This is a genomic window from Citromicrobium bathyomarinum, assembly GCF_038594605.1.
In the GTDB taxonomy this organism is placed as follows: Bacteria; Pseudomonadota; Alphaproteobacteria; order Sphingomonadales; family Sphingomonadaceae; genus Alteriqipengyuania; species Alteriqipengyuania bathyomarina_B.
In genome coordinates this window covers 819814-837554 of record NZ_JBCFZM010000002.1, presented here as the reverse complement: position 1 = coordinate 837554, position 17741 = coordinate 819814, and the positions used below count along the sequence as shown (strand labels likewise).

The 17741-nt window shown below is 65.8% G+C and carries 17 protein-coding genes; 10 read left to right on the top strand and 7 right to left on the bottom strand.

The window, feature by feature from the left end:
- Positions 1-90 precede the first annotated feature (90 nt).
- The 7 genes from AAG612_RS11205 (at position 91) to AAG612_RS11175 (ending at position 8258) form a co-directional block, all read left to right on the top strand.
- Complete coding sequence (locus tag AAG612_RS11205) at positions 91-2424, top strand: DUF2460 domain-containing protein (protein ID WP_342510235.1); 2334 nt, start codon at positions 91-93, stop codon at positions 2422-2424.
- Positions 2421-3236, top strand: coding sequence for a DUF2163 domain-containing protein (locus AAG612_RS11200; RefSeq protein WP_342510233.1), 816 nt, complete (start codon positions 2421-2423; stop codon positions 3234-3236). Before AAG612_RS11205 ends, AAG612_RS11200 begins: the two co-directional genes overlap by 4 nt.
- Complete coding sequence (locus AAG612_RS11195; protein WP_342510231.1) at positions 3236-3664, top strand: NlpC/P60 family protein; 429 nt, start codon at positions 3236-3238, stop codon at positions 3662-3664. Before AAG612_RS11200 ends, AAG612_RS11195 begins: the two co-directional genes overlap by 1 nt.
- On the top strand, positions 3652-5802 hold the full coding sequence (locus AAG612_RS11190) for a GTA baseplate fiber-binding domain-containing protein (protein ID WP_342510229.1): 2151 nt from the start codon (positions 3652-3654) through the stop codon (positions 5800-5802). Before AAG612_RS11195 ends, AAG612_RS11190 begins: the two co-directional genes overlap by 13 nt.
- A 23-nt stretch (positions 5803-5825) precedes the next feature.
- Positions 5826-6278, top strand: coding sequence for a DUF2793 domain-containing protein (locus AAG612_RS11185; protein ID WP_342510227.1), 453 nt, complete (start codon positions 5826-5828; stop codon positions 6276-6278).
- 223 nt (positions 6279-6501) lie between these two features.
- Positions 6502-7623 (top strand): OmpA family protein, encoded by a 1122-nt coding sequence (locus tag AAG612_RS11180; protein WP_342510225.1) that lies wholly within the window; start codon positions 6502-6504, stop codon positions 7621-7623.
- A gap of 89 nt (positions 7624-7712) precedes the next feature.
- Positions 7713-8258: a superoxide dismutase family protein gene (locus AAG612_RS11175; protein ID WP_342510223.1), complete on the top strand. Its 546-nt coding sequence runs from the start codon at positions 7713-7715 to the stop codon at positions 8256-8258.
- Between the two features lie 30 nt (positions 8259-8288).
- Here the strand turns inward: AAG612_RS11175 and AAG612_RS11170 are convergent, their stop codons facing one another.
- The 7 genes from AAG612_RS11170 to AAG612_RS11140 all read right to left on the bottom strand — a co-directional run bounded on the left by AAG612_RS11170 (position 8289) and on the right by AAG612_RS11140 (position 15274).
- On the bottom strand, positions 8289-9920 hold the full coding sequence (locus AAG612_RS11170; protein ID WP_342510220.1) for a spinster family MFS transporter: 1632 nt from the start codon (positions 9918-9920) through the stop codon (positions 8289-8291).
- A gap of 17 nt (positions 9921-9937) precedes the next feature.
- Positions 9938-10636: a 7-cyano-7-deazaguanine synthase QueC gene (gene queC, locus AAG612_RS11165; RefSeq protein WP_342510218.1), complete on the bottom strand. Its 699-nt coding sequence runs from the start codon at positions 10634-10636 to the stop codon at positions 9938-9940.
- Positions 10637-10691: 55 nt separating this feature from the next.
- Complete coding sequence (locus tag AAG612_RS11160) at positions 10692-11099, bottom strand: DUF3617 domain-containing protein (protein ID WP_342510216.1); 408 nt, start codon at positions 11097-11099, stop codon at positions 10692-10694.
- An 86-nt stretch (positions 11100-11185) separates the two neighbouring features.
- Positions 11186-12115 (bottom strand): Hsp33 family molecular chaperone HslO, encoded by a 930-nt coding sequence (hslO, locus tag AAG612_RS11155; protein WP_342510215.1) that lies wholly within the window; start codon positions 12113-12115, stop codon positions 11186-11188.
- 59 nt (positions 12116-12174) lie between these two features.
- Positions 12175-13104 carry an ornithine carbamoyltransferase gene (argF, locus tag AAG612_RS11150; RefSeq protein ID WP_342510213.1) on the bottom strand — a complete coding sequence of 310 codons (930 nt, stop codon included), beginning with the start codon at positions 13102-13104 and terminating at the stop codon, positions 12175-12177.
- A gap of 11 nt (positions 13105-13115) precedes the next feature.
- Entirely contained in the window at positions 13116-14309 is a 1194-nt protein-coding gene (locus AAG612_RS11145; RefSeq protein WP_342510211.1) for an aspartate aminotransferase family protein, read from the bottom strand.
- A gap of 161 nt (positions 14310-14470) precedes the next feature.
- The gene (locus tag AAG612_RS11140; protein WP_342510209.1) at positions 14471-15274 is read right to left on the bottom strand and encodes a cold-shock protein; all 804 of its coding nucleotides are present in this window, start codon (positions 15272-15274) and stop codon (positions 14471-14473) included.
- Between the two features lie 270 nt (positions 15275-15544).
- Here AAG612_RS11140 and AAG612_RS11135 point away from each other — a divergent pair, with 270 nt between their 5' ends.
- From AAG612_RS11135 to AAG612_RS11125, 3 genes are read left to right on the top strand one after another with little or no spacing between them, the layout of a single operon-like run.
- Positions 15545-16345 (top strand): TerC family protein, encoded by an 801-nt coding sequence (locus tag AAG612_RS11135; protein ID WP_342510207.1) that lies wholly within the window; start codon positions 15545-15547, stop codon positions 16343-16345.
- A 4-nt stretch (positions 16346-16349) separates the two neighbouring features.
- The gene (locus AAG612_RS11130; protein WP_342510205.1) at positions 16350-16748 is read left to right on the top strand and encodes a hypothetical protein; all 399 of its coding nucleotides are present in this window, start codon (positions 16350-16352) and stop codon (positions 16746-16748) included.
- Positions 16749-16755: 7 nt separating this feature from the next.
- On the top strand, positions 16756-17703 hold the full coding sequence (locus AAG612_RS11125; protein WP_342510203.1) for a sterol desaturase family protein: 948 nt from the start codon (positions 16756-16758) through the stop codon (positions 17701-17703).
- The last annotated feature ends 38 nt before the right edge of the window (positions 17704-17741 follow it).

Genomic DNA, 17741 nt, shown 5'->3' with positions numbered 1-17741 from the left:
CGGCTGGTCCTCCCTTCGGTCGGACCGCTTCGGACGGCCAGTCGGCCTTGCCCCCCATGGGTGGGCGATTTTCCTGCCGGAGACTTTCCTATGAGCTTTTGGCTTGCCTCTGCCCGCAACGGGCAGGAGCACGACTTCATCCAGCGCTTCGATCCGCGCTTCTGGACGGTCAATTTTCCCCGCCCGATGATGGCGAGCGTTGTCACCACCGCACCCGATGCCCTGCGGGTGACCTGCGAATTCCACCACAGGGGCGAGCTGGCGGGGCTGATCTGGGAGACCGAGGACACGCTCGACCACCCGCTCCACGCCTATACGACCGACCGCGATTACACGCACACAGTGCTCAGCTTCCGCTGGCGCAGCGGCGGGATCGTCGCGCTCGACGCGGTTCACGGCCCGACGCTGACCATCGAAGGTCGCGATGCGAGCGGGGCCGCACGAAGCTGGTATGTCCGCCTGTGGAATTACGCGGAGGGTTCGCCCGAGGACGCCCTCGTCACGCTGCCGTTTTCGCAACTCGAAAGCGGCTTCGGCCTGCCCGGCGAGGCCATCCACGCTGCCGATATCGACCGGATGTTCATCTCGCTCGTTCCTGAAGGCTATGTTTCTGGTAGCACCGAGCAGTTGCCCGCCCGCGTCGATGGCTGGGCGGAATTGAGCGAAATTTCCTGCGACGGCGCGCGCGCCATGCTCGAAATCGGCGATTGCATTGTCCCCGAACATGGCGAGCGGATCGCAACCGCGTATGACGACGCTTTCAACCAGACGCCCGCGCGGCTGATCCGCCAGATCCGCCATCTCGGCTATCGGTCGCAGCTGCTCCACTATGTCGGGATGAGCCATTATTTCCGGCTCGAACCACTTGGCGCAGGCCACTACGTGAGCCTTGCGGGCGGCGCGCTCAACGATTCCTGCGCCGCCTGGCACCATAGCTTCGCTGCCGAAGCCGCTGCCGCCGGATTCGAGATCGTCTGGTCGCTGTCCTACGAACTGCTCGACGCGCATTGCTGGAACGACTGGAAGCAGCGCAGCGCCGACGGATCGCCCGCGCTGACGGGGTGGGAACCGCCCTCGACGCTGCTCTCGCCAGCCCATGCAGGGGCGATGGCTTACCTGCGGCAGGTCGCGGCGGCCTTCGTGCAGATCGCTGAAAGCGAGGGCCTGCCGGTCCACTTCCAGATCGGCGAGCCGTGGTGGTGGGTGACGGCGGGCAGCTATGCGCCCTGCCTTTACGACGATGCGGCGAAAGTCGCGTTCGGCGGCGATCCGCCGGCCATCGCCGATATGCGCGCGCCGCTCGACGAAGCGCAGAAGGCGCTGCTCGACCAGGCAGGCGCGCTGCTGGCCGCTTCCACCGCCGCATTGGCGCAAGCCGTGCGCGATGCGGCGAGCGGCCCGGCGGAGGTCATGCTGCTCGCCTTCACGCCCACGATCCTCGATCGCCAGATGCCCGAGCTTGAGCGCGCGAACCTGCCCGCCGGCTGGGCCTATCCTGCCTTCGACCGGCTGCAGCTGGAGGATTACGACTGGCTGACCGCCGGTGCCGATGCGCGCCGCCGCGCCGCCTACGCCCATGTCGATGGCAAGCTCGGCTATCCGATAGACCGGCAGGATTACCTCTCCGGCTTCGTGCTGCTGCCCGAAGATGCTCTCAAATATTGGCCCCGGATCGATGCCGCGCTGGACGAAGCGAAGCAGCGCGGCGTGCAGCGCCGCTTCGTCTGGGCGCTGCCGCAGGTTGCGCGCGACGGATACACGCGCCTCGCCCCTCCCCCCGATCTCGATGCCGAGGATGCCATGCAGAATTTCGACGATGTGCCCTACCCGCTGGCGCTGGGCAGCGATGCGAGCGCCAGCCCCGAATTCTCCACCTCGATCCTCGTCACCGCTTCGGGTCACGAGCGTCGTACCGCGCAATGGGCGGATGCACGCCTGCGCTACGATGTCGGCCCCGGGATCCGCTCCGAAGCCGAACTGGCGACCCTGCTCGCCTTCTTCCGCGCGCGCCACGGCCCGGCCCGCGGCTTTCGCCTCGCCGATCCATTCGACCAGTCCTCGGGCGGAGCCGCGCCGCAACCCGGCGACCAGCGGCTGGGCCTCGGCGACGGCGAGCGGACGCGCTTCGCGCTCGTCAAACGCTATGGCGACGGGCCCGAGCCGCAGGTGCGCCGGATTACGCGGCCGCGAGCGGGCAGCGTGCGAGTCGCCGTGAACGGCGTCGAAACCACCGCCTTCACGCTCGATCCGCTGGGCGAGGTGGTGCTCGACGATCCTCCGGCAAACGGCGTCGAAGTGCGCGCGGGCTTCCTGTTCGACGTGCCCGTTCGGTTTGCCGAAGATCGGCTGGCGATCAGCGCGACGGGCTTCGCGGCAGGGCAGGCGCCCAGCGTTCCGCTGATCGAAATCAGGGAGGCGGCATGAGCGCGGCGGCGAATGGCGATCAGCTCGCCACGCGCGCTTTTTTCTGGCGGATCGAACGGCGTGACGGCGTAACGCTGGGGTTTACCAGTCATGATCGCGACCTTGCGCTGGATGGCCTGGTCCTGCGCGCCGCGCCGGGGATCCGCCCCGCTGCACTGCGCCAGACGGTCGAGCTCAGCGGCGACGATGCGCAGATCGAGGGTGCGCTGACCCATGATACGATATCCGCCGTCGATCTTGCCGCGGGCCGGTTCGACGGTGCTTCGGCGAGCATGGGGCGGATCGATTGGCAGAGCGGCGAGGCACACACGCTGTTCGGCGGCACTCTGGGTGAGACCGAAGAGGTCGCCGATGGCTTCTCCGCGCAATTACGCTCGCCCAAGGCCGCGTTGGAGTTCGACCCGGTTCCGCGCACGAGCCCCGGATGCCGCGCGCGTTTCTGCGGTCCGGGCTGCAACCTCTCGCCCGCGCGCTTCACGCATGAGGCCGCGCTCGCCGACATCGATCTCGCCGCCAATGGCGTGCGCTTCGATGGCGTCGCAGCGGCGCGCTTCGTGTTCGGCGAGGTTCGCTGGCTGGAAGGCCCCGCAACCGGCCTGCGCCATGCGATCATCGCGCAGGATGGCGACATGCTGATCCTCGACGGGCCGCTCCCCGATGGCGTTGCGCCCGGCACGCGCGCGCAGCTGCGCGAGGGCTGCGACCGGACGATTGCGACCTGTTCGAGCCGGTTCGGCAATGCGACGAACTTCCGCGGCGAGCCTTTCCTGCCGGGGAACGACCTCGTCGCGCGGTATCCGTCGCGCAGCTGATGCACCGATCAGAAGCGCTCGCCCATGCGGCGAGCGAGCTTGTCGGCACACCCTTCCGGTTGCAGGGCCGCGACCTGGCGCACGGACTCGACTGTATCGGGCTGGTCCTCGCGAGCCTCGCAGCGGTCGGGGTCCGGATCGATCTGCCCGCCGACTACCGCCCCCGCCGGCGGAGCTTCACGATTCCGCTAGAGGCCCTGCATGCAGCGGGGCTCGTCCAAACAGCCGGTGCCCGCCGCGCGGGAGACATCCTCCTGCTGCGCACCGCCCCCGCGCAGCTGCATACCGCCATCGCGGCTGGGCACGGCGACATTGTCCACGCCCATGCAGGGCTTGGCAAAGTGGTCCGCGCTCCCCTGCCCGATAGCTGGCCCATCCTCGCCGCCTGGCGGCTCGACCCTGACGGAGACACACTATGGCAACGCTGATTCTGTCCGCTGTCGGCACGGCGGTTGGCGGGGCCTTCGGTGGCGCAGTCGGCGCATTGCTGGGCCGGGCGGTCGATTCTAGCGTGATTGGCAGGCCGACGCGCGAAGGACCAAGGCTTGCAGAGCTAGCGGTCACCACCTCGAGCTATGGCCAGCCAGTCCCCCGCGTTTACGGCACGATGCGGATGCCGGGGACGATCATCTGGGCGACCGACCTGGTCGAAAGCAGCACGACCAGCGGCGGCAAGGGCCAGCCCAAGACGAAAACCTACAGCTATTCGATCTCTTTCGCAGTGGGCCTGTCGAGCCGTCCGATTGCAGTCATGGGACGCATCTGGGCCGATGGCGCCCTGCTGCGCGGCGCGGCGGGCGATCTGAAGGTCGGCGGCACCATGCGGCTGCATGCGGGCGATGGCGACCAGCCGGTCGACCCGGCGATCGCCGCAGACCGGGGCGCACAGGCCTGCGCCTTTCGGGGGCTGAGCTATGCTGTGTTCGAAGATCTGGACCTGTCCAGCTTCGGCAACCGGATCCCCGCGCTCAGTTTCGAGGTTATCGGGCCCGACGGCGCGCTCGATCTCGTCGATCTGCTGGCTGGAGCAAAGCTGACGCCCGACTCATCGGTGCCGATGACGGGCCTTCGCGGCTACGCGGATCAGGGCGGCACCCGCACTGTGTTGCTGAACGATGTGGCGCGCGTGTTTCCATTCGCAGCCACCACGACCGCAGATGCGATTGCACTCGCCCCGATCGATGGCACCGAACCCAGCCTACTGCCGGTCGCGGTCGCTGGCCGCGCCGAGAGCGAGGAACGGGCCGAGCCGATCCTGCGGCGGGGACCGATAGCCGACGATGCGCCCCATGCGCTGCGCTATTACGACCCCGCACGCGACTTCCAGCCCTCGTTCCAGCGCGCACCCGGCGCCTCGGGAAGCGATGGGGCGGTGGTGGAGTTCGGCGGCGCCTTTGCCGCCCCGATGGCCCAGGACCGCATCGCGGAGATCCGGCGGCAGGCGTCGAGCGCACGCGAAACGCTGGCCTACCGCATTGCCGAACTCGCACCGGAATTCGCGCCGGGCCGATGTGTCCTGCGCGAAGGCGATCAACGGATCTGGCGCGTGCTGAGCTGCGAATCGCATGCCGAGGGAGTGGACCTGCACATGGCGCGCGTCGTGCGAGCCACCCCCGGCGCGGCTCTGGCCGATCCCGGCAACGCCCTCATCCCACCGGACGATCTGCCCGGCGACCTGCGGCTGCGCTATCTCGAGCTGGCGTGGGACGGCACCGGGGCGAACAACATCCCCTTGCGCTATGCCGCAGTCAGCATGCCGGGGACGCGCGGATCTGTCGCTCTTTTCGGGATGGAGGGCGAATCGCTCGTTCCCCTGGGGCTTTCGACTACGGAATCGGCAGTGCAGGGCCACAGCCTGAGCGCGCTCGGTGCGTCTCCTGCGCTGCTGATCGAACCCGGCGCGACGCTCGAGCTCGCGCTCTGGCCGCCGGATGCGCAGCTGCAATCGGTCGACGAGCGCGCCCTCCTCAACGGAGCCAATCGGCTGCTACTCGGGGAGGAAATTCTCCAGTTTCGACAAGCCGAACCCAGCGGCAACGGGCGCTGGCGGCTGACCGGGCTGCTGCGCGGTCGCGGCGGGACCGAGCATTTGGCGAGCTCTGGCCATGGCGAGGGCACACCGGCGGTTTTGCTCGACGAACGGCTGCTGCCGCTTGGCGAGCAGACGTTCCTCGAACTTGCGGCCCACAGCAGCGTGGGCGCAGCGGAGCCGAGCTATGCCGAACTGGTATCGCCTGGAACGACGCTCCGTCCGCTCGCCCCTGTCCATCCGTGCTTCGGCCAAGGTGCGTCGGGCGACCCCGAGTGGCACTGGATCAGGCGCGCGCGCGGCGCATGGCGCTGGCTCGACGGGGTCGAAACGCCATTGGTCGAGGAGCGGGAGGCCTACCGCGTCGGTTTCGGGCCGGTCGCTGCGCCTGTCTCGTTATGGGACACTCCCGAGCCACGCTTCAGCCTGCCACTCGCCGATTGGGCCGCGCTTTGCGCCGCCTTCCCAACCGAGCCCCTGTGGGTCCGCCAGATCGGCAGCCATGCCGTATCGCTGCCGACTCTCCTCCCTCGCTAAGCCACCATCCGGAGCCCGTACCAATGACCGACCCGATCGTCTTCACCGCCCGATCCGCGCGTATGAACCTGCCCTTCCTGTTCGCCGCACAGGCGCAGAAGGAAGCAACGGTCAACGAGGCGCTGGCGCGGATCGATTCGCTGCTGGCGCCCAGCGTGGTGGGCGAAACCGCCGCGCCACCCGCCAGCTCCGCCGATGGCGAATGCTGGATCGTTGGCGCGGACGCGCTGGACGCGTGGGCCGGACACGATGGGGAGCTCGCGATGTTCACAGGTGGCACATGGATGTTCGCGGCCCCGCAACCGGGAATGACGGTCTTCGACCAAGCAGCCGCGCATTTCCGCCGCTGGATCGATGGATGGCAAGCCCTTGCGCTTCCTGCACCACCCACGGGCGGCGCGACGATCGACATCGAAGCGAGGGCGGCGATTGCCGTCTTGATCGACGAGCTGCGAACATCCGGAATGGGCACTTAAACCAATACCCGGGAACCGGAAATTGGAATTGGCGTTTGGCCGATGGGAGGAACGGGGCTATGGCCCGGCTTCCGAAAATTGCTTGATCCCACGTTGAGGCAATCGTGCAACAGTACCATCGCTTTGCTTGAATGATGGCCTGTTTGCTTGCCTCAGACCTGGGGAAAAGTTAAGTGGGGGCCTCCTGGTGGCTCCCAATCATTACAAAAGGGGATTTTCAGTAATGCGCAATCTCGTCATCGGAATGGCGATGGCTTCGACGATGCTCGCAACGCCGGCACTTGCACGGGACAATTCGTTCTACGTGCAGGTCGAAGGCGGCGTGATGCTCGTCGAGGACCTCGACTTCGACATCAACGGCATTGAAGACGATTTGACTGCCGATTTTGAGACCGGCTACGACTTCGGCGGTCTCGTCGGCTACGACTTCGGCCCTGTCCGTCTCGAAGCCGAAGCCAGCTACCGCGAAGCGGAAGTTGAAAATCTCACTGTGGGCAGCGTAAGCTTCCCGAACCCCCCGGGCGCTGGTGTGACCGGTGTGTATCCCGCGACGGGCGACGCGAACGCGCTGAGCTTCATGGTCAACGCTCTCGCCGACTTCGGCGCTGACGACAGCCTGCAGGCCTTCGTCGGTGGTGGTGTCGGTGTTTCCCGCACCAAGGTCACGTCGGCTATCGATCTGTCCTCGCCCAACGGCCTGGATGATTCGGACACCGGCTTTGCATGGCAGATCCTCGCAGGTCTTCGCGCGCCGATCAGCGATCGCATCGACGCGGGCCTGAAGTATCGCTTCTTCAACCAAGACAGCGTGAACCTGGTCAATGCCTTTGGTGACACGGTCGAAGGCGACTTCCGTTCGCACTCGATCATGGGGACGCTGACGTACAACTTCGGTGAGCAGGCTGCACCGCCGCCGCCTCCGCCCCCGCCGCCGCCGCCGCCGCCGCCTCCCCCGCCGCCGCCGCCGCCGCCGCCTCCTCCGCCCCCGCCGCCGTGCAACACGGGGCCCTACATCGTGTTCTTCAACTGGGATCGTTCGGACATCACGCCCGAAGCGGCCTCGGTCCTCAACAACGCGATTTCGGCTTACCAGAACTGCGGCAACGCCTCGGTGATGCTGGCCGGTTACACCGACCGTTCGGGTACCGTGCAGTACAACCTCGGCCTCGCGGCACGTCGTAATGCATCGGTCCGTCAGTACATGACGGGTCGCGGTGTTCCCGACATGCGCATCAGCAGCGAAGCCTTCGGTGAAGCGAACCCGCGCGTTCCGACCGCCGACGGTGTCCGCGAACTGCAGAACCGCCGCGTGGAAATCACGTACGGTCCGGGTTCGGGCATGTAATCGAGCGGTACTCCGCTACGAAACACGAGAAGGGGCCGGAGCAATCCGGCCCCTTTTTCGTTGGGCAGGTAGATCAAGGAGACCTGCCCATGACTTTTCCAACCAGACGCACCCTGACATTGGCGAGCATGCTCGCCCCGGCCCTCGCCCTATCCGCCTGCGCCAGTGTTCCACCACCCGAATCCGAAACGATCGCGACCGCGACACTGATGGATGGTTCGGGCAATCCCACCGGCGAGGCCAGGCTTCTCGCCATCGGCGACAAGGTCGAACTCGCGGTCACCGCGCAAGGCCTCACGCCGGGACAGCATGGGTTCCATTTGCACACCACCGGCAAATGCACCTTGCCCGACTTCAAGTCGGCAGGCGGACATCTCAATCCCTCGAACGAAAGCCACGGCCTGCTCGACGATGATGGAAATCATCTCGGCGACCTGCCCAACCTCACCGCCCGCGCGAACGGTACTGCGAGCATGCAAGTGCCCGTCGGCGGATCACGCGCCTATGTGCTCGAAAATGTCTTCGATGCCGACGGAACGGCGGTGGTCATCCACGCCGACCCCGACGATGGTCGCACCGATCCATCGGGCGCGGCAGGTTCGCGCATCGCCTGCGGCGTGCTTACGCAGGCTTGATCGTGTAAATCGTGCCGGAGTCGGCTGCCGCTATCCGCCAGTCGACTCCGCCCGACCCAGCTCGAGCACCCGTTCCTGCGCCGCCGGAACCAGCTTGAGCGCGAAGACCAGCAGAACCAAACCGATCGGCGCGGCCCAGAGCAGGCTCAGCATGCCGAGCGAAAGGTTTTCGCCCGATTTCGCCGATATCAGCCCCGCGAGATAGGGGCCAAGCGCCAACCCGACGAGCGTTGTCGCAAGGAAGAAGGTCGCCGTCGCGACGCCACGCATCCGTGGCAGGACGAGCGACTGGCTGGTCGCTGCGGCGGCACCCAAAGCGCTCGACGCAAAGAGCTGGGCGATTGCGGCCGCTATGAGGAAGAGTGTTTTGCTCTCGGTGGTGAACATCACCCAGATGACCGGCGCCGGCGCGAGTAGGCCGAACAGAACGACATAAAGCCGGCCGCCGGGCAGCTTGGTAAAGAGCCAGTCCGCCGCACGACCGCCGAGCACGACGCCGAGGAAGCCCGTGACCGCGGCAGGCGCGCCCAGCAACAGGCCCAGCTCGCTCTTCGAGATCTCGAACACACGCTCACCATAGGGAGCGCCCCAGTAGGATGTGGCGTAGGACATGAAGGCGACCATGCCGTAGCCCAGGATGGTGCACAGAAATGCGGGTGAGCCCCAGGTCAGGGCAAAGGTTTCCGCATCGCGCGAACGCAGCGCGCTCGCCCAGCTGAAGATCGCGTAATAGCCGACCGCCAGCAGGAACCATTGGTCTGATATCGCTACATCGAAACCCATAGCGCCCATGATGAAGCCCTGTCCGGTTTCCGCCAGTAGCGTGATCAGCCACGCCGCAGTGAAGAACCCGACCAGCCCCGCAAGATTGGCCACCAGGGCTGCCGGGCTCCGCCGCGCGGCGCCCAAAATAGTGAATGGCGGGATGATCTGCAGCAGTTCCTCGATGAAACCGCGAAACGGCTTCTCGACCCGCTCTGACGGCATCCCGTCGATCAGGCCACGCACCGGCTCTTTCAGCGTGAAGACCCACACGGCGAGCAGCAGGCCGGGCAGGCCTACCGCGATGAAAGCGGCCTGCCAACCGGCGAGGCCCAGTGGACCGCCATCGGGGTAGGCGGCATTCCAGTTCTCCACCACCAGCGCGCCGATAACCAGCGAAATCCCACCGCCCACATAGAGGCCGGACGAATAGATCGCGAGCGCGGTGGCGCGCAGCCGCGCAGGAAACCAGTCGGAAATGAGCGAATAGGCAGCCGGACTTGCGGTTGCCTCGCCGATCCCGACCCCCACGCGTGCGCCCGAGAGCATCGCTGCGTTCTTCGCAAAGCCCGACAGGGCGGTCATGGCCGACCACAGCGCCAGACCGATGGTCATCAGCCGGATGCGGTGCCAGCTATCCGCCAGCTTGCCGAGCGGAATACCGAACAGCGCATAGAAGATCGCGAAGGCGGTGCCGTAGAGGAACCCCAGAAACGCGTCATCCACGCCCAGGTCGGCCTTGATGTCGTTGGCGAGGATCGACAGGATCTGCCGGTCCACGAAGTTCAGCACATAGATCAGCACCAGCACGCTGAGCGCGTACCAGCTATAGGCTGGTACCTTGGCATTGGGGTCGACCGGCGCGCTCTCCGGGCGCTCGACATTCGCGGCTGTACTCAATCCCTCACTCCGTCCAATCAGGTATTTTCCTCTGAGTAGAGGGTGGTATCGACAAGCTCGGCTTCGGCAAAGCCCTTTCGGCGCAAGCGGCACGAATCGCATGCTCCGCAGGCGAGGCCGGCGGGCGTCGGATCGTAGCACGACCAGCTCAGGGCCGGATCGAGCCCGAGCCGGTGGCATTCGCGCGCAATATCGGCTTTGGTCATGAACTGAAGCGGTGTGTCGATGGCGAAACCCTCGCCCCCGACGCCCGCCTTGGTGCCGAGCCGCGCGGCTTCGGCAAACGCCGCGATGAACTCCGGCCGGCAGTCGGGATAGCCCGAGTAATCGAGCGCATTGACGCCGATGGTGATCCGTCCGGCGCCGATGCTCTCGGCAAAGGCAGTCGTCAGCGAAAGAAACACGAGATTGCGCGCGGGCACGTAGGTGACCGGGATATCCTCGCCCACCCCGCTTTTGGGCACGTCGATATCGGCGGTCAGGGCAGACCCGCCGAACTGGCGCAGATCGAGCGCGATTTCGGAATGGCTGGCCAGACCCAGCGTCCGTGCGATGCCTCGCGCAGCCTCGATTTCACGCCGGTGACGCTGGCCATAATCGATCGTCAGCGCATGGACCTCGCGCCCCGCTTCTTTAGCAAGCGCGGCCGCGACCATGGAATCGAGCCCTCCCGAAAGGAGGACGGCGGCAATATCGGAACGTTTTCTGGCAGCCATCGAAGCGGGCTAGCGGGTCAGGCGGCAGGCCTGCAAGACCGTTCGCGCATGAGGGTCACTTACAGGCGCCGACCCGGCGTCCTTCCGCCTCAAGCGAGAACGGCGAACCGCGCTCGATCCCGTCGCTCTGCAACTGGACCAGCTCCGCACTCTCGCGCCTTATGCGCGTGCGGCCATAGCCGGCGCCAGAGCAGCTATACTGAACGGTCGCAACCGCCGCGCTGTCTTCGATCACGATGCGCCGACACGACTGCCCCCGGTGGCGCAACTGCACCAGATCGCGTTCGGATCGGAGGCAGATGCGGCGGGGACGGTCCGCCCCGCGCTCGCGGATCTCCCAGGTGCCGAGGCGCAACTCCCCGAAGACTGCGGTTGGTGCGATATTGGCGGCCACAGGCGTGGCGAGGACGGCGCCGATGCTCACGGCAAGCGCGACAGCAGCTTTCTTCGTCAGACGTCGCATAACCTTATCTCTCAATTCAGCGAGCGAACGCAAAGGCCGTTGCTCCGCCGGACTACACGATCAACACACCATCGAACCTGAACAATTCACGTCGCAATCGTGAAGATCTTCGAGCAGAACGCACAATCGACGAGAATGTCCCCGTTTTCGTCGCGCATCTCGGCTTTTTCCGCTTCCGGAAATCGACCAAGGACCGATTCATAGTGCTCGACGCTGCATCGACAGCCGCGCGAGAGCGTGGCGCCGGGGAACACGCGCACCTCGTCCTCCTCGTGAAACAGGCGCCAGACGAGTGCGTCGAGCGAAACCTCTTCCTCGAGCAGCTCTTCGTGCCGGATCGAAGAGGCCATGACCTGCACATGTTCCCACTCGGGGTGGGTCAGCCGGACATGCAGACGCTCGCGGCCAACCTCGCCATCGGGCAGGTGCTGCGCGAGGAGACCGGCGGCCAGCGTCCGCTTGCCTTCCGCCCTCACCGCAATCCGCACCATGGTCGGCACCTGTTCGGACTGCTCGAAATAGAGCTCGCACGCTTCGGCCAGACTGTTGCCCTCGAGCGGGACGATGCCCTGGTAGCGCCCGCCTCGCTCGGGGACGTCGAAGGTAATTGCGAGGAATCCTTCTCCGAACAGCGCGGGTAGCGAGGGATTCGCGCCAAGCGCCGAGAGAGCGTCGGCATCGAAATCGGCATAGCCGCGCAATTCGCCCTGCCGATAATCGCACACCAGCAGTTTGATGACGCCGGCCTTGGTCTGCGCCTGCATCGTCATCTGACCGCCGGCTGCTCCCTCCCCCTCATCGACCAGTCCGCCGACCAGCGCGGCGATGACCAACGCCTCTGCCAGTACGTGGCGGATGGCGGGGGGGTAATCATGTGCGGCGAGGATTTCCGCCAGCGTTTCGTCCAGCCGGACGAGCCGCAGGCGCGCGTCGCGCGCGGGGATCGACGCGCCGAGCAGGCGATCGGTGAAGGTCTCGCTCAAGGCGGTATCGGGCTGTTTCGCAGTATCGGTCACGGCGCGCTATATGGGGACGCGGCGGGCCCACCCAAGCCCTGCCGTGCCGCGCGAGGCGATCAGAGCATTCCGAACGCCCAGAGCAAGACGGATTTCTGCGCGTGAATGCGGTTCTCCGCCTCGTCGAAAACGACCGATTGCGGGCCTTCGAAGACCTCCTCGCTCACTTCCTCGCCAATATGCGCGGGCAGGCAATGGAGGAAGCGCGCTTGCGGATCCGCCTTGGCCATCAGCGCGGCATCGACCTGGAATGGCGCCATCGCCGCCAGCTTGGCCTCCGCATGGTCCTGCCCCATCGATACCCACGTATCGGTGACGATGACATCGGCGCCGCGCGCTGCCTGGGCCGCGTCGTTCGTCAGCGTGACCTGCGCCCCGCCCGCGCGCGCAATCTCGACGAATTCGGCCGCCGGCTCGTAACCTGTGGGCGTGCCGATGCGCACGTTGAACTTCATCAGCCCCGCTGCCTCGAGAATCGAATGCAACACGTTGTTGCCATCGCCGAGCCAGGCGACCTCGAGCCCGGGCAAGGCCTTGCCGTGCTCGACGATCGTCAGGAGGTCGGCGACGATCTGGCAGGGATGCGACCGATCGGTCAGGCCGTTGATGACCGGCACGCTCGCGTGGTGCGCCATTTCCTCGATCTTCGCGTGGTCGTCGGTTCGCACCATGATCGCGTCAGCCATCCGGCTGAGCACGCGCGCGGTGTCCGCCACGCTCTCGCCCCGGCCGAGCTGCGACGTCCCCGCGTCCAGCACCACCGCGCTGCCGCCAAGCTGGCGCATCGCGATATCGAAGCTGACGCGCGTGCGGGTGGAGCTCTTTTCGAACACCATCGCGAGGACGTGGTCCTTGAGCGGTGCGTCCGCATCCGCCCTCGCCTTGGGCCAGCCGACGCGCGCTGCCTTGCGGTCCTGCGCGTCATTGATCATCGCCGCAATCGCATCGCCACCCGCATCGCCGAGGTCGAGGAAATGCCGAACGTCCATTGCGCCCTCCATCATGCAGGTTCGGGAACAGTGTAGTCGGCCGCCCCGGCCGACAGCTTGTCGAAGAACTCGTCCATCTCGGCATCACCGATGACCAGCGGCGGCAGCACGCGCAGGGTGTTGTCGCCCGCCGCCACGGTCAGCAGCTGATGCTTGTCGCGCAGGTGCTGGAAGAAGGGGCGGCTTTCCACCTTCATCTTCAGGCCCAGCATGAGGCCCTCGCCGCGAACGTGATCGAACAGATCGGGGTAGTTGCCGATGAACTGCTCGAGCCGGGCCTTGAGGCGCGCGCCCTTGTCGCGCACACCGGCGAGGAAGTCCTCGTTGGCGACCGTTTCCATCACCGCCGTGCCCGCCGCCATCGCCAGCGGATTGCCGCCATAGGTCGATCCGTGGGTGCCGAAGGTCATGCCGCGCGCCGCGTGCTCGGTGGCAAGGCATGCGCCCAGCGGGAAGCCGCCGCCGATACCCTTGGCCGTCGCGATGATATCGGGCGTGATGCCGTACAGCTCGTGCGCGTAGAGCTTGCCCGTGCGCGCCACGCCGCACTGCACCTCGTCCAGCACCAGCATCAGGCCGTGTTCGTCGGCGAGATCGCGCAGGCCCTGCATGAACGCCTGGCTGGCCGGACGAATACCCCCCTCGCCCTGTATCGGTTCGACGAGGAAGCCCGCGGTCTGCGGACCGATCATCGCGCGCGCCGCCTCGAGATCGTCGAATTCGCAATAGGCGAATCCTTCCAGCAGCGGCAGGAAACCGTGGTGCATCTTCGCCTGGTTCGATGCGCTGATCGTCGCCATCGTGCGGCCATGGAAGGCGCTGGTGAAGGTGATCAGCTCGGTCCGGGCAGGGTCGCCATCCTCGTGCTGGTGGAACGCGCGCGCCGCCTTGATCGCGCATTCGACGGCCTCTGCGCCCGAGTTGGTGAAGAACACGGTGTCGGCAAAGGTCGCGTCGACCAGCATCTGCGCCAGGCGTTCCTGATGCGGGCTGCCGTAAAGGTTGGAGACGTGCATCAGCGTCTCGGCCTGTTTCTGGATCGCGCCGATCAGCGCTGGATGGCTGTGACCCAGCAGATTGACGGCAATCCCGCTCGCGAAATCGAGATAGCGCGTGCCGTCCTCGTCGATCAGGTGGCAATTCTCGCCCTTGACCGGGCGCACGCCGCAACGGGGATAGACGGGCATGAGAGGGCTGATCGACATGGGGGAACTCCGAGCTTCTTGATACCTGCTGGAAAGAGAAATGGCGGCCCCGCGAGGGAACCGCCATTCATCGCTATTGCCGACAATCTATTGCGTCACCCGTTGCGGGTCAAACCGGATGGTCCGACCCGTCCGGACGCGCCACTCATTCGGGTACAGGCCTAGTCCTGCACGGGAACGAGATTGACCGCCGAATGCTTGCCTCGTCGGTCGACTTCGAGATCGAACTCGTACCGTTCGCCCTCGTTGATCTGCGACAGGCCAGAGCGTTCGACCGCACTGATATGCACGAAGGCATCGGGCTGGCCGTCATCGCGCACGAGAAAGCCGAAGCCCTTCATCGAATTGAAGAACTTGACCGTCCCGGTCGCTTTCTCGCCGGTCAGCTCCCGCCGGGGCGCTCCGCCCGCAGCGTCGCCGCCGGGCGCTCCTGCGCCGCCACCGGTGACCGGGATGACGTCGCCGACGATTTGGAGATCCTGCGCGGAAATCTTTCCGCCGCGATCGACCAGGTTGAATTCCAGCTCCTGGCCTTCGGCCAGACCTTCGAGCCCGGCACGTTCGACGGCGCTGATGTGAACGAACACATCGTCCCCGCCGCCTTCCTGCTGGATGAAGCCGAAGCCTTTCTGGCTGTTGAAGAACTTCACCTGGCCTTTGCCGGTACCGACGACCTGTGCGGGCATGCGGTTGAAACCGCCGCCGCCGCCGCCGCCGGGTCCACCGCGCGGGCCGCCGCCGCCAAAGCCGCCACGGCCTCCGCCGCCGCCACCGCGATCCTGAAAACCGCCGCGGTCATTGTTGAAGCCGCCGCGATCCTGAAAACCGCCACCGCGATCGTCGAAGCCGCCGCGATCCTGAAAACCGCCGCCGAAATCACCGCCACCGGGAAACGGCTCGAAGCCATCCTCGCCGATATTGTCCCGCTTGTCGCGCCCGCGCCGACGTCCTTTATCGTAACCCATAACTCGCCAAAAACCCTGCTACTTCCATCCGTCCTCAAATCGAAATGTCGGGTGGTGCGGACGGTCACCTCCCGGCATTGCTCCGTGGCAAATTATCGACGTCCGTGACGCTAATCCCCCGCCAGGCTAGTTCTACCCTTACCGCAGAATGCGGTTCGGCGCGAACCAAATCGCAATGTCGCCTTTCATTCCGCAAGATTGTGACAATTTCGCAGACAGTTCAGTCGCGTGCGCTTGCGCAGGTCAGCGCCTCGCGCCATGGCTGAGGGCATGGATATCCTTGCTCTGCTGACCGATCCCGCTGCCTGGGCAGCGCTGCTGACGCTGATCATGCTCGAGGTGATCCTGGGAATCGACAACCTCATCTTCATCGCCATCATCTCGAACAAATTGCCCGAGGACCAGCAGACCCGCGCCCGCAGAATCGGCCTTGCGCTGGCGCTCGTGATGCGAATCGCTCTCTTGTTCCTGATCGGCTGGCTGGTCACCTTGCAGACTCCGCTGTTCGATCTGGGCCTTGTCGGCCCGATGACCGAGCATGGCGTCCCATCTTTCGAAACCGCCTTCTCGGGTCGCGACCTCATCCTGCTGGCTGGCGGGCTGTTCCTGCTGTGGAAGGCGACCAAGGAAATCCATCACAATGTCGAGCCCGACGAATCGGACGACATGTTCGACAAGGTAAAGACGACCGCGCAGCTCACCTTCGGCGCGGCAATCGTGCAGATCATCGCGCTCGACATGGTGTTCTCGATCGATTCGATTCTCACCGCCGTGGGCATGACCGACGAGCTGCCGATCATGATCACCGCCGTCGTCATCACCGTGGGCGTGATGATGGTCGCCGCCGATCCGCTCGCCAAATTTATCGAGAACAATCCGACACTGGTGATGCTGGCGCTCGCCTTCCTCGTGATGATCGGGCTGGTGCTGATCGCCGACGGGTTCGGCTTCCACGTTCCCAAGGGTTACATCTACGCGGCAATGGGCTTCTCGGTCGGGGTCGAGATGCTCAACATGTGGAGGCGCAACAACCGGCGCGCCGGAGACGGGGCCGCCACCGGGAGCGAGTGAGGCCATGGATCCCGCGCTCCTTCAGCTGATCGGATCGCTGGCCGCGATTCTTGTGCTCGCAGGAATTGCGTGGGCGCTGAAGCTGGGCACAGGCCCCCACCTTGCCGACGGCGAGGATGCGATGGGCCGCGCGTACGAGGCCGATACCGGGTTCGATCCCGTCGAAGCCGTCTGTTCGCGCGATGGAAAAGGCGCGATTTTAACCGATGCGCGAGGTCGGATCATGGTCCTGCGGCGCCATGGTTCGCATTTCGCGGGCCGGGTGCTGGAGCCGGGCGCGCAGGCGCTGCTCGACGGCGCGATCCTGACCGTCGTGACCACCGACCGCCGCTACGGTCGCGTCACCCTCGACCTCGGCGACGATGCGCGGGCTTGGGCATCGCGCATCGACGCGCTAGATTGACCCTCCGATGCCCGATTTCGACCCCACCACCTATGCGATCCCCGGCTTCGTCGCGCTCGTCCTGATCGAGATGATCTGGGCGCGCTTTCGCAATCCCAGCGCTTACGAGCCGCGGGACACTCTGGTTAGCCTCGCCTTCGGGCTCGGCAGCACGGTGGCGGGCCTGCTGTTCGGCGGGTTCGCGGTGTGGGTCTTTATCAACGCCTACGAATACCGGCTGTTCGACATCGGCTTCGCATGGTGGGCGTGGCCGGTCTGCTTCGTGCTCGACGACCTCAAATATTACTGGGTCCACCGCGCGGGCCACCGCATCCGGTGGATGTGGGCGAGCCACGTGAACCATCATTCGAGCCAGCATTACAATCTCAGCACCGCGCTGCGGCAGACATGGACCGGAGCGTTCACCTTCGGCCTGCTGTTCGCGCTGCCGCTGGTGCTGCTCGGCTTCCACCCCGCGATGATCGCGATCTGCGGCGGTTTCAACCTGATCTACCAGTTCTGGATCCATACCGAGGCGATTCGCAGGATGCCGCGCTGGTTCGAGGCGGTGATGAACACGCCGAGCCACCACCGCGTCCACCATGCGACCAACCCGCGCTATCTCGACCGCAATTACGCGGGCGTTTTCATCGTGTGGGACCGGATGTTCGGCACCTTCGAAGCCGAGCGCAGCCACGAGGAAGAACCGATCCGCTACGGCATCGTGAAACAGCTGGGCAGCTTCAACCTGCTCTGGTCGGTGTTTCACGAATGGGTCGGAATGCTGGGCGATATCTGGCGCGCGCCCTGGAAGCACAAGCTTTCCTACCTGCTGCGCGAGCCGGGCTGGAGCCATGACGGCAGCCGCGAGACCTCCGACATGATCCGCGCGCGCTGGCTGGCGCGGCAGGGAGAAGGCGAGCCGGAAGGCGTTCCTGCAGAAAAGCCGATTGCGGGGCCTCGCCGCGCCGCCTAACCTTTCCGTAAACGGAGAGGATATCTCCAGGGAGAGGA